Raw genomic sequence first — 12,757 nt, 5'->3', positions numbered from 1 at the left:
AATTAATGCCTATGAGAAGAGTCATTGTTGCAGGTACTAAAATGTACGAATTAATAAGGCATCCACAAAGATAGCAACCGCAATGCCCAAGCCGAACGGTTAAACAATGAGGGTATCGGCTACTAAAAATGAAAAACTAATGCAAATAACAATAATTGCTGCACTGGTAATGATTTTGCTGTTTTTCTCAAATACTTAAATTGTGCAAGTAATTTGTCACTGATTTTTTTTCGACTATTGATAATGACAACAACATAGGAAATATGTCTATTATTTGCTATTCTTTTTATTTTCACTGGATGGATAATTGTCGTTTTAATGGGTAAATCCTTTTATTTTTCTACAGATCTTTTTGACTTTATTAAAATATTTTTAATTGCTTTCTAGAAGGTCTTTACTGTAATAGAGAATAAATATTTTTATTGTAATTATTATAATTTAGTGTCTTATTTAAGTGTTTTTTTGGTTTGCTCGTTCTCTGATTTATACTAAAAAACCTGTATTTTGAAAGGCTTCCGTAAGCTATTTTACAAATGGAAGGCAGGAAACAATAATAATTATCTAAACAGCAATGACTAGCCAGAGTAAATGATAACTCATTGTTCCTAATAGATAAAAAATTCGTGATTTCATCACGGTTTAAATGGATAGCTTATCTATTGATCTTAGTATTGAGCTGAGAACTTTGCTTTTCTTGGAGATCTTTGCTTTATTAAAGATATCTATTTTAATAAAGCCTATGTAATGATTGAATTCATTGATCTAATAAGAAAAGTAGATTTGTTTTCTTGTCTAGAAGAAGGCGAGTTAATTGATTTAGCCTCTCAGTTTGAGTTAATCAATTTAAAAGAAGGAGAAATTCTTTTCTCTCGAGGAGATAGGTCTGATTATATCTATCTTGTAATCAGTGGCCATATTTCTAGTTATCTTGTTAATAAAGATCAGCAATTTCAGCCCATTGGTACTATTGAGCAAGGGCAAATTTTAGGAGAAGCTGGGGTGCTTTCTGAAGAGCCTCGCATGCTCACTGTCAAAGCAATAGTTGCTACCCAACTTGCTCGCTTATCAGCAGAACAATTTAAAAATTTATGCTATAACAATGTGGTTATATTGGAAAAGATGGCAAAAACAGTAATTGCTCGTTCGCAATTAACAATGAACTTTATAGCCGATGAAGCTATTCAACAGTGGCATATTATTATTCCTGCTAACCCTCAAACATCGATTGATAAATTCAAGGAAAAATTAAAAAAAAATGCAGAAAATTACCAGAATTTATTGTTAGTGGAAACCAATGAGGTTTCAAAAATAAAAGAAATATTAAACAATCAGAGTTACAAAAAGAATCATATCTTTTTGCTGATGATAATTTCTGCAGAAATATTGGAAAAATTAATTGGTCTAATTAAAATTAAAACGGTCTATTTGTTAGCTGATAACCAGAGTGATTTATCCATTGAACCTAAGATAATTAGTTTAATTGATAATAAAATAAGTAAAAATTATGTGAAAATCGAATTAATTTTATTACACAGCGATAATGTAAAAATGCCTTCTAATACAATAAAATGGCTTGAAAAATTTTCTTTTGCTTTTCATTACCATATCAAACAAAATCGAGACGAAGATTATCAGAGACTTTTACGTTTTATCAATGGTAGTTCTACCGCACTTGTCTTAGGGGGTGGGGGAGCAAAAGGTTGGTTTCATGTTGGATTAATTAAAGCTCTAGCTGAAAAAAATATAAAGATTGATGCAATAGCCGGTGTGAGTGCAGGAGCACTTATTGGTGCCTGTTATTTATTCGATTCTGAATTTAATCAGGTGGTGGATAATTTAGAGCGAATAACTAATACTTTTTATCGTATCACGAAATTTAAAAATTTAACTTGGCCTTTAGTATCGTTTTTTAATTCCTCTCAAGCGCAAGCTGTTTTGCAGGAAATTTTTCAAGAAACAAAAATAGAGGATTTATGGCGTCCCTTTTTTTGTGTTACAGCTAATTTATCAATCTGCGGGGAATCGGCTCACTATTCTGGTGAACTTGCTTCCCGACTTATGGCAAGTAATTCTATTCCAGGTGTATTACCTCCTTGCATTATCAATGGGCAATTGCATTACGATGGTGGGTTAATAAATAACTTACCGATTGATATAATGCGCAATCGGATTGGAAAAAAGAATAAAATCATTGCGTCATGTCTTTCAGCCAGTAGCCCCGATAATAGAATATATAATTTTCCGCAAAAAATTAATCTATTTTAATTTTTAAAAGCACGACTCGGTAAAACAAAAGAGAAAATTTATCCTGCAGTTTGGGATAGTTTTATTAAGGCACTATTATTGGGTTCCTCATTGAAAGAAAAACAAAATAGTGAATTTGCCGATCTTCTAATAGCACCTGATTTAAGTAAATTTAGTATCTATTATTTGAATAAGGATCAGGAACAAGAACTATTAAATTTTGGCTATCAAGAAGGTTTAAATATTAGTTAACTAGGAAGTGAGAGTTGATGATGATAAGCTTCAAAATTGTTCATGGATATAATAAAATTCTACAATATCTTGGTAATCGAGGTGTATTTGAAAATATTCCTTATCCAGATCCGCATAAAAGCTTTCCGCAAGCTAAATTATTTGAAGAAAATTATCATCATATTCGCGAAGAGTATTTAAGTTTTTTGCAACTTAAATTACCACAACCCACTTTAATTCAATTAGGATTATATGGCGGTAATCATATAAGTAACTTACCTTGGAATGATGACACAACTGAAAAAGAGGAACACCCTGATTGGACGACTATTTTTTTGAAATTGGGTAATAAAATGATTGATAAAAACATTCAATATTTCCCTAAAACTGCAGCTTTACTTAAAGAAATGCCTAATGTGGGTAATGTCTTTTTTTCTCAACTTGGTCCTCAAGCTACAATCAATCCGCATTATGGTTATTTAAAAGGGCTTTTGCGCTATCATTTGGGTATTATCATCCCAGAAAATAACCTTTGTCATTTAGAAGTGGATGGAATTACTTATTACTGGAAACCGGGTGAAAGCGTGGTTTTCGATGATATGTTTTTGCATGCAGCTTATAATAAATCGAATCATACTAGAGTAGTTTTATTTATCGATTTTTTTAGGCCGCTTCCTTTTCCCTATGATTGGTTGAATCGACAATTTCTTTATCTGGTTGCGAAATCTAAATTTATCAAAACAGTTATTAAGAAAACGAATAGTTTTTAGAATTAGGATGAGGGAATATCATGGTTTACTTCTAATTAAATACAAGGGCTGATGTACCTCTCTGTTCCTTTTGAGCATGAATTTTAGTTAGTTTCATTATGCTTAAATTATCATCCCCTCCTTTCGCAGGGATGATATTCATTCATGGGGATAGCTCAGAGCCAAAACGTAGCGTGGGATTTCCAGGATCTTTTACCAAGAATAATATCCCTCCACCAACAATAAAAAAAGGAAGCAGCACAGCCATTCCTAAGCGTTGGCTATTGAAGAAGCCAGTAAAAATTCCGACTAATAGTGGGCCTAAAAAGCTAGTGATTTTTCCTGTTAAAGAATATAAACCATACATGCGTGTTATCTCTTCTGGCTTTGCTAACCGTGCTAAAAAAGTACGGCTAGCTGCTTGTACAGGCCCTACAAATAGTCCTAATACTGGGGCTGTTAACCAAAATAAGCTGCTGGATTTTACCGTTAATAAAAAACAAAAACTAATTAACAAACAAAAGAGAGCGATAAGAATAGTTTTTTTTGAGCCAATCCAATCATCCAACCAAGCAAATAGGGCAGCGCCTAGACCTGCGGAAATATTCATGACAATACCAAAAAAGACGATGTCAGTTACCGTTAAGTTGAAGGTTCCTGCTGCATAAATCCCCCCCAGTGAAAAGAGAGTATTTAAACCATCCATATAGATAATGCGTGCAATTAAGAATAGAAAAATATTTCTCTTTTGGGGTAAATTTTTTAAGGTGATCACTAATTCCTTAAGTCCTTTATTCACCGCCTGATTAATCGGTAGATAAGATTTTTTCTGCGGTTGAACAATGAGGAACATGGGGAGGCTAAAAATAGCCAACCAACCCGCTACGAGTAGGGCTACTGCCCGGACATTGGCGGCATTTTCTTTATTAAAACCTAAATGAATACCATCATCAATAAAAAAATAGAGGGCCGCTAATAAACAAAAAATGCCACCTACATAACCACAACCCCATCCCCAGCCTGAAATTCGTCCTAAATAAGCTTTGGAGGCTATTTTAGGCAGAAAGGCGTTATAAAATACTGCACTTTCTTCTAGGGCAAAATTACTAATAAAAACGCAAATTAACACTAAAAGAATTGAGCGTTCATTTGGGTAAGCAAACCATAACAAAGCAGTGGATATTATTCCGAGATAAGTAAAAGTAATTAACCAACGTTTATGATGGCCGCCAAAGTCTGCTATTGCTCCAAGAATAGGACTAATAATAGCAATTAATAAAGCAGAAGCAGAGACGGTATATCCCCATAAACTCGTCCCTTCGACAGCATTAGGAGTGATTTTCTTAGTGAAATAAGCAGCAAAAACAAAGGTAAGAATTACAACAAAATATGATGAACTTGCAAAGTCATAGAGTGCCCAGGCAATAATTTTTTTTTTATTATTTATCTTTATTTGCATTTAGCATTTCCAACCTGATTTTTATCAAATTGTCATCCGTTTTAGCCTACATATTGCAAAAAATTGACGATCCATTTGGCAGTAAGATAGTTATCTAAATTTTTTTCTAAAGACCTTAATCCTTGTTCAGTGCGTTCTGCTCCTAAAATGTCTTTACGCTCTTCAATAATCGCTTGAGAATAAGCTTTTGTGAATTCAGGATGACCTTGGACAGTCATAAGATGTTCAGCAATTTGCAGCATATAAAAGGGGCAAAAATCACTACTAGCTAACACTTCAGCACCTGAGGGTAATTCGACGACTTGATCTTGATGGCTGACAAGTAATTGCAGGATTTCTTGTACTGGTTCCATCCAGGGTTTTTGTTGAACAATTTTATTGGTGGACACGCCTACTCCCCAACCTTTAGGCGATTTGATCACTTTTCCACCTAGGGCTTTGGCGATGAGCTGATGACCGAAGCAGATGCCGATTATTTTTTTCTGCACTGCATGCAATTGAAGAATAAAGTTCTCAAGCATGGCAATCCAGGGAAAATCGTCATTGACTCCGTGGCGGCTACCAGTGATCAGATAGGCGTCTGATGCATCGATATGTCTGGGTAATTCGCCATTTCTTGCATCAAACACGGTGAATGTTAAATTAGGATCCGCTTGATGAAGCATGTTTGCTAACATTGTTGGATAAATACCATGTTCTGCAATGTATTTTTCATTGACTACATCACATTGCAGGATACCAATATTCATATGAACTCTTCATTTACTTTAATGGGCTCATTTAATTGCCCATTGATTGCTGCTTTAAGTATACCTTTATATTGTAGCTCATTAAAACGGATTGGGTTTCCGAATGAAGCTGCATCTTCGGTGGCCATTTTGGCAATTCGGTCGATCTGACGTTCATCGATACCTAATTCTTTCAAAGAATGCTCGATACCCAGATCTTGCCGTAATTCTAAAATCCAATCGAGAAAACCAGTAAAATTGTTTTTTAGTTGCAAATAGGCTGCTAAACGGGAAATTTTTTGTTCGATAGCCGAGCGGTTAGCTTGCAGAACATAGGGCATAAGAATCGCATTTAAGCGGCCGTGGTGGGCGTCGTAAATGGCACCTAAAGGGTGGGCAAGCGCGTGCATGGCGCCCAGGCCACGTTGAAAAGCGGTTGCCCCCATCGTAGAAGCAACTAGCATCTGTGTACGTGCTTCCAGATTAGATCCCTGGTGAACTGCACGTGGTAAATACTCTTTCACTAGACGTATACTTTCAAGAGCTATACCCTCTGCTAAGGGATGATAGTGAGTTGCACAATAGGCTTCTAAGCTATGCGAAAGTGCATCCATGCCTGTTGCCGCAGTAAGTGCTGGCGGCAGTTCGAGCGTCAGTTCCGGATCGAGAATCACAATGCTAGGTAACATTTTGGGATGGAAAATAATTTTCTTAATTCGCTCGTTTGTATTGGTAATCACCGAAGCACGACCTACTTCGGAACCTGTACCTGCGGTAGTTGGTAAGGCGACAATGGGTGCCATAGCTGCCCCATTGGCACGTGACCAATTATCACCCAGGTCTTCGAAATCCCATAAAGGACGAGCCTGTCCAACCATGAGCGCAATAGCTTTAGCGGCATCTAAAGCAGAACCGCCGCCAAAGGCAATAATACCATCGTGTTTTCCGGCGCGATAAGCATTAACTCCATCCATCACATTTTCACCGCTAGGATTTGCTTTAATTTGGCAAAAAAGTGAAACAGACAAATTTGCCTGACGGCAATTTTGTAATGCGTTACTAATCATTGCTAATTTCGCCAGAGCAGGATCCGTGACAAGAAGCGGAGCTTGCATAGCCAGCGCCTGACAGGCTGCAGGGAGCTCCTTAGCTCGTCCTGCACCAACACGGATAGAAGTAGGGTAACTCCAATTCGCTTGTAGCGCTGAGATACTCATGTTGTTTATTCCTCAAAAGTTCTAATATGAAAAGATTTAGGTCTGGTAAGCGATTCATAACCAATAGACGACAGACTGCATCCACGTCCTGAGTTCTTTACTCCGGTCCAAGCGAGTGCTGGATCAAGATAATCGCAACGATTTATGAAAAAAGTACCGGTGTTTAATTGCTCGCCGATAGCTATTCCTGCGTCTATATCTTGTGTAAAAACAGCGGCAGTGAGGCCGTAACTACTATCGTTCATCAACTTAATTGCTTCTTCATCACATTTAACCGACATAATCCCCACAACAGGTCCAAACGATTCCTCAGTCATAATCCGCATTTGATGATTGACCTGAGTTACAATTTGCGGAGCCATATAAGCAGAACCAGGTTGGTCCATAGAGAAATCTTCGCGGTTAATATGAGTGAGGGCTCCTTGGTTTATTGCTTCTTTAATCTGTTCGCGCACAAATTCTGCAGAGGCTGGACGAACTAAGGGACCAAGTGTGGTTTCAAGCTCATCAGGGCGGCCTAATCGGTATTTGTTGACGAGAGAAATCGCTTTCTTCAGAAAAGCTTCGTAGACCTCTTGATGAACATAGATGCGTTCTATGCTGCAACAAGATTGGCCAGAATTAAAGAAGGCACCATCAATAGCAATTTCTGCTGCTTTATCAAGCTCAGCGTCGGCGCGAATATAGGCTGGGTCTTTGCCGCCTAACTCAAGGCCAATATTGAGGAATTGTCCTGCAGCTGCGCGTTCAATTTCTTTACCGCCACTCACTGAGCCGGTGAAGCTAACCGCGTTAATTTGCGAAGATTGGATAAGTTTTTGGCTGTCTTCGTGAGTAAGATGCAAATACTGGAAAATACCATCGGGTAAATTGGCAGATTTAAATGCATGGGCAAAACGTTCTGCTACTAAAGGCGTTTGAGTTGAATGTTTCAAAATGACCGCATTACCGGCCATAATAGCAGGAATAATCGCATTAACTGCAGTGAGATAGGGATAATTCCACGGGGCAATGACTAAAACAACTCCTAAAGGTTCTCGGTTGATATAACGTATAAACCCTGATTTCTCAGGCAGATTTATTGGCATTAAAGCAGTCTTTGCAGTTGAAATCATATAGCGAGCGCGTTCTTCAAAACCATTGATTTCATTGCTTGCCTGGGAAATAGGTCGTCCTATTTGCCAACAAATTTCCTGTGCAATTTCTTGTTTATCAGCAACTAGTGCATCAACTGCTTCTGTACAAAATTTCTCTCTTTCCGATAAAGAGAGGGCACGCAGTTGTTTTAGGCTTTGTTGAGCTTTGGTTAGGGTGAGTTGAATGTCTTTGCCATTAGCAAAGGGACGCTCAACATAGAGAGAGTTATCGATAGGGGAATAGGTTTTTAAGGTATTAGTCATTGCCGTTCCTTAAATAATTTCAAAATAACGATCTAGCTCCCAATCGGTGATATGTTGCCTAAATTCCCGTTCTTCCCATTCGCGTGAAGCAACAAAATGATCAATGAACTCATCTCCAAATAAGTTGCGGGCGGCTGTTGAATTTTTTAGCCGTTGTGCAGCATCCCATAAGGTATGGGGTAGGGCTAATTCTTCATGATGGGCTTGTGCGTAGGCATTTCCTTTAATTTCCTGCTCGGGTTCTAATTCATGTTCAATACCATATAAGCCTGAGCCAAGCGCCGCTGCTAAAGCCAAATAAGGATTGGCATCAGCGGAGCCTAAGCGGTATTCAATACGCTGCGATTTTTCATTACCAGGAATTAGGCGTAAAGCAGTAGTACGATTTTCTACTCCCCAGGTGGCATCGGTTGGTGCCCAGAAGCCAGGAATAAGACGGGTATAGCTATTGACCGTGGGGGAAAGCATTGCCAACAATTCGGGCATTAAGCGTTGTTGTCCAGCAAGGAAATGGCGCTGAATTTTGCTCATGTTGTGGGCATTCGCTGGATCATAGAAAGCGGAGCCTAAACCATTCATATACTGAAGAGAAAGATGAATATGGCCACTTTGTCCGGGATAATGGGGTGACCATTTCGCCATAAAGGTAGCCATTTTATTATTGCGTTGGGCTAAGACTTTCATAAACGTTTTAAATAAAGCAGCTTTATCAGCTGCTGCTTCGACTTGATCTACCGCAATGGCAGCTTCGATCACGCCTGGCCCGGTTTCTGTATGTAAACCTTCGATGGGGAAATCCATGACTTCACTCATATGAAGAATTTGGTGATACAACTCAGCATGCACTGTGTTACGAATAATGGAATAGCCAAAAAAATCAGGAGTTATGGGCTTTAAATTGCGAAAACCTTTCGCACGAATGCTATCCGGAGTTTCATCAAACATAAAAAATTCATATTCCAAGGCAGCGTAAGCTTCAAGCTCCATAGCAGCGGCTTTTTGGATCATTTGACGCAATAGGGCTCGCGGACATATGGCTTCCGCTTTACCAGCAAATTCAGCCATAAAGAGCAATTGGTTATCTTCAAAGACAAGTTCTCGGCAGCTTTGAGGCAAAATACGCACAGCGGTATCAGGATAACCTGTGTGCCAGCCAGTGTATTTAGTATTATCGTAGAGTTTATTTTTAGAGTCCCAGCCTAAGATAACATCACAAAAGGAAAAACCATTGTCGAGCGCAGATAAAAATTTACTAGCGCTCATATACTTTCCGAGCATGACCCCATCGATATCAAAAATACCGACTTTAACATGAGAAAGTTGGCGCTCTTTAATTATGCGTTCAGCATCTTCCTTGCAGGTAACCTCTCTGGGATTAAGCATTGCAATTCCTTTGCATTGACTTTAATTAAAGAGCATATCCTAAGTTTGAGCTTTGAATCCAGCATCCTCGCTTTTCCTTATTTGGGGAAAGTAGGTGGCTATTATACTAATTGGACTCCCTTATAAGAGCGTGCTGCTCTTTTTGAAGAATAGTTTGACCAGGAAGATCCTTGGCAACTCATTAATTTCCGCGTTAACTAATCCTTATTTTTGGAGTTTGGTACCAAGCCAAACCCCAATCGCCAGTGCGATTAAAATTAATCCCCCAATGGGTGCAAAATTGCTGGGTACAAGTAAAAATTCAACAGGATGAATCTGGTGCATTTCTGAGACTTGATTTGTACCATAAATGCAAAACTCACCAGACGGCAAAGAACAAAATTGGTCTTTAGGGCAGGCTGTTAGAATGGCTTGTGTTGCACCAGTTCCGCAGGGAATATTCGCATCTTTTAAAAGTTTTAAAGCCATGTCGGGATGTTTGGTAAGTAATTCGGGCATTTCAGCTATCCTTGGCATAAAATTATCTAAACATCTTAAGCAACTGGAAAAAGTTTGTCACTAATTTAGATAGAGAAAAACGAGTTAAATATTAATATCTTGAGAGTTAATTTGTATCTCACCTTCTACTGAGCGAGCCACAATTAAGGTATATTCAGGGACTTCTAGCCAGGTTGTTGCATTCTCAGTCAGCGGTTCGGAAGCGATAATAATGCTGGTTTTAATATCGGCACCTTTCATCTGATATTCTTTGTCATAAAAGCCATAAGATTCGCCATAGGTATACCAGAGCGAATGGTAGGCTGCGTGTGCAGAAGGTTGCGACTCAAACGCAAACCAACCATAATCTAAAACGAAACGGGTAGCTGCTATAAATTGTCCATTAGTAATAAATAAATTAACCGGCGAATTGATTTTAATTTTATTTTTCTTTCTTACAAATTGCAGTATTTTTATCATTTCAAATACAGCATTGATAATTTCTTTGGTTGAGTAATCGGTTTGTGCTTTTTCTAGCTGTGATAAAAATAAATAATACAGCCATTCGCTGTCAGTTGTGCCTTTTATTTCTTTTTTATAAGCAGTATCGATAAATTCTAATAAATCATAGCGCATTAATTTAAAATCATATAAAGAACCGTTATGTGCTAGGACTATATTGGTTCCAGGAAACGAAAAAGGATGGACATTTTGAATGGTAATCACTTGCCTTTCACTGTATGAGACCCCTCTTAAATGCGCTAAAAGACAATGGGGGGAAATTTTTGAAGCGAGGCTGCGAAGATTTTCATCGTAAAAAGGGAGTTGTGGTGTTTTATACAGATAGGGGAAATCTGGATTATGGGACTCATTATTCCATGCAGCCAGCCCAAAACCCGCTAAATTAAGTAGATGCGACATGTAAATCGGATCATAACTTTGTTTTATAAACGAGTTATCAGTTTTATATAAAAGCTCCTCAATTAAAATTGGTTTACCAAGATAAGTTAATACTCTGCACATAAGCTTACCTATTGTAATTTTCGACTTGCAAACGCGAGTCTAATTTGTCAATGGATTTCTGTAATGCAACTACTGATTTACATATTAAATTATATAACTTATACCAAAGATCAGGTTGATTTTTTTCGATAAACTTTAAGTTCATTTCGTTCATTTTTAATAATATTGAACCCTCACAAGTAATAAATGTAACAGTAAAAGGATGGTTTTCAATGGGCATATTTGCTAATAAAGTATAAGGACCTATCACAGATAATTTTGCTAGCTTGTTATCTTTCATAATGCTCGATTGGACGGCCCCGCGAATAACAATATAACAAGAGGATGAGGTTTCGTTCTCTAAAATAATTTTACAATTTTTTGGTGCGTCTAAAAATTGGCATTGTTTAAATAAATAATTCCATTCATCTTCATTAAAATAGCGGTTTATTTTTTTTATAATTTCTTTGTATTTTTCAAGGTCATCAGTTTGTAAAATACTTGGTTTTGTCATCGAATGAACTACCCTGCCATACAGGGATAGTTTAGACATGCCAGAATTGGCAATATAGTTGATAACCTTTTCGTGTAAATTAATAAGATGCAGGCAAACTTGACTTGTAATTGCCTTTAAAATTTTATAATTAATTTCAGGGAAAACAAGGGTAACCATGTTTAAATATGTTTTAGAGATAAATAAACAGGTTACATTATCATTGGCAATGAATGAGGTTGGAGATTTCTCATTGCCAATATAGCTAGTTACTCCTAAAAATTCACCGGGTGATAAAGTGCCTAAGTGAAACTTATTTTTACCAAGAGTTTTCTCTACAATGTTAACTGTACCCTCAAGAACAATAAAAATACCCTCAGATTTTTTACCTTGTTTAAGAATTATTTTCCCTGCAATATAAGATATGATTTGGCTGTAGTTAAATAGTGAAAATATTTCTTTAATATCAAAATATCTATTAAGAGTAAAATGTTCTGATTCATAAATGCATTGTATATATTTGTCGGTTATTTTGTCTCTCGTTTCTTTTTCAATCATTTTCGTCCTTAAAAAATAATTTCATGGATCTAAGGCTATTATTTTAGGATAATTATTTGTGAATTTATCGTGTATTTTACAGTATAAACCATTATGGATTATCTGCTGGTTTAAATTGTTTTTTTAATTGAATTACTAAGAAATAGTGTATAACTATATTAGGGTTTATATTTTTTTATGATCTAAAAAGGAGATTTATCATGATTAAATCTAATCCTAGCAAAATTCCTTATGATCTTAATAAAATCAAAAAACAGGCTCGACGATCGATTGGGAACGGGGCGGTTACCGAAGATTATCCTCTCGATTTAAAACTTGCATGTAGGCATTTAAATACTGCTTTAGCCACAGAAATTATGTGTGTAATGCGTTATCGCCATCATCAAATTATTGCCACCGGAATTGAGCGGCCACAACTCGCAGCTGAATTTTCTGAGCATGCTGATGACGAGCAGCGACATATGATGATGATAGCGGAGAGAATTAATCAGTTGGGAGGAAATCCTGATTTTAATCCAGGTACAGTGCTGGATAGAACTACCACTGAATATGGGAAAGGGGAAAATTTATTGCAATTAATTGAAGAAGATTTAATTGCAGAACGTATAGCAATTATGGTTTACCGTGAATTAATTCAATGGTTTGGCGCAAGCGACCCAACTACACGTCGGATGTTAGAAGATATTTTAGCTGATGAAGAAGATCATGCTGATGATTTATCAGAGTTAATGCGGGGCGTACCGAATAATAGTGTGCGCTAATCAAAAACCGTTGGTTCTGAAGTATTCCGCCTCCTGTTCTGACTTCGCAGGATGA

12 protein-coding genes are annotated in these 12,757 nt (G+C 37.2%); 4 read left to right on the top strand and 8 right to left on the bottom strand.

What is annotated here, in order from left to right; translation table 11 throughout:
- Positions 1-744: 744 nt before the first annotated feature.
- The 3 genes from Lnau_RS08670 to Lnau_RS08665 all read left to right on the top strand — a co-directional run bounded on the left by Lnau_RS08670 (position 745) and on the right by Lnau_RS08665 (position 3,245).
- Positions 745-2,265: a patatin-like phospholipase family protein gene (locus Lnau_RS08670; protein WP_058504714.1), complete on the top strand. Its 1,521-nt coding sequence runs from the start codon at positions 745-747 to the stop codon at positions 2,263-2,265.
- A gap of 90 nt (positions 2,266-2,355) precedes the next feature.
- Positions 2,356-2,496: a hypothetical protein gene (locus Lnau_RS16385; protein ID WP_157070642.1), complete on the top strand. Its 141-nt coding sequence runs from the start codon at positions 2,356-2,358 to the stop codon at positions 2,494-2,496.
- A 17-nt stretch (positions 2,497-2,513) separates the two neighbouring features.
- Positions 2,514-3,245: an aspartyl/asparaginyl beta-hydroxylase domain-containing protein gene (locus tag Lnau_RS08665; RefSeq protein ID WP_058504713.1), complete on the top strand. Its 732-nt coding sequence runs from the start codon at positions 2,514-2,516 to the stop codon at positions 3,243-3,245.
- Between the two features lie 142 nt (positions 3,246-3,387).
- Here the strand turns inward: Lnau_RS08665 and Lnau_RS08660 are convergent, their stop codons facing one another.
- From Lnau_RS08660 to Lnau_RS08625, 8 genes are all read right to left on the bottom strand, one after another.
- Positions 3,388-4,683: an MFS transporter gene (locus Lnau_RS08660; protein ID WP_058504712.1), complete on the bottom strand. Its 1,296-nt coding sequence runs from the start codon at positions 4,681-4,683 to the stop codon at positions 3,388-3,390.
- A 41-nt stretch (positions 4,684-4,724) separates the two neighbouring features.
- A complete protein-coding gene (locus Lnau_RS08655; RefSeq protein ID WP_058504711.1) occupies positions 4,725-5,432 on the bottom strand; it encodes a glutamine amidotransferase-related protein in 708 nt (235 codons plus the stop codon).
- On the bottom strand, positions 5,429-6,628 hold the full coding sequence (locus tag Lnau_RS08650; protein ID WP_058504710.1) for an iron-containing alcohol dehydrogenase: 1,200 nt from the start codon (positions 6,626-6,628) through the stop codon (positions 5,429-5,431). The genes Lnau_RS08655 and Lnau_RS08650 overlap by 4 nt, the downstream gene beginning before the upstream one ends.
- A gap of 5 nt (positions 6,629-6,633) precedes the next feature.
- The gene (locus tag Lnau_RS08645; RefSeq protein WP_058504709.1) at positions 6,634-8,028 is read right to left on the bottom strand and encodes an aldehyde dehydrogenase family protein; all 1,395 of its coding nucleotides are present in this window, start codon (positions 8,026-8,028) and stop codon (positions 6,634-6,636) included.
- Between the two features lie 9 nt (positions 8,029-8,037).
- Complete coding sequence (locus tag Lnau_RS08640; protein ID WP_058504708.1) at positions 8,038-9,411, bottom strand: glutamine synthetase family protein; 1,374 nt, start codon at positions 9,409-9,411, stop codon at positions 8,038-8,040.
- A 204-nt stretch (positions 9,412-9,615) separates the two neighbouring features.
- The gene (locus Lnau_RS08635; RefSeq protein ID WP_058504707.1) at positions 9,616-9,909 is read right to left on the bottom strand and encodes a hypothetical protein; all 294 of its coding nucleotides are present in this window, start codon (positions 9,907-9,909) and stop codon (positions 9,616-9,618) included.
- An 84-nt stretch (positions 9,910-9,993) separates the two neighbouring features.
- Positions 9,994-10,911 carry a class II glutamine amidotransferase gene (locus Lnau_RS08630; RefSeq protein WP_058504706.1) on the bottom strand — a complete coding sequence of 306 codons (918 nt, stop codon included), beginning with the start codon at positions 10,909-10,911 and terminating at the stop codon, positions 9,994-9,996.
- Positions 10,912-10,915: 4 nt separating this feature from the next.
- Complete coding sequence (locus tag Lnau_RS08625; RefSeq protein ID WP_058504705.1) at positions 10,916-11,941, bottom strand: cyclic nucleotide-binding domain-containing protein; 1,026 nt, start codon at positions 11,939-11,941, stop codon at positions 10,916-10,918.
- 200 nt (positions 11,942-12,141) lie between these two features.
- Here Lnau_RS08625 and Lnau_RS08620 point away from each other — a divergent pair, with 200 nt between their 5' ends.
- Positions 12,142-12,702: a ferritin-like domain-containing protein gene (locus Lnau_RS08620; protein WP_058504704.1), complete on the top strand. Its 561-nt coding sequence runs from the start codon at positions 12,142-12,144 to the stop codon at positions 12,700-12,702.
- Positions 12,703-12,757 lie beyond the last annotated feature (55 nt).

This window comes from Legionella nautarum (genome assembly GCF_001467895.1).
Lineage (GTDB): Bacteria > Pseudomonadota > Gammaproteobacteria > Legionellales > Legionellaceae > Tatlockia > Tatlockia nautarum.
Note: the sequence above shows the minus strand (reverse complement) of the source record. Positions and strands in the feature narration are given on the sequence as shown.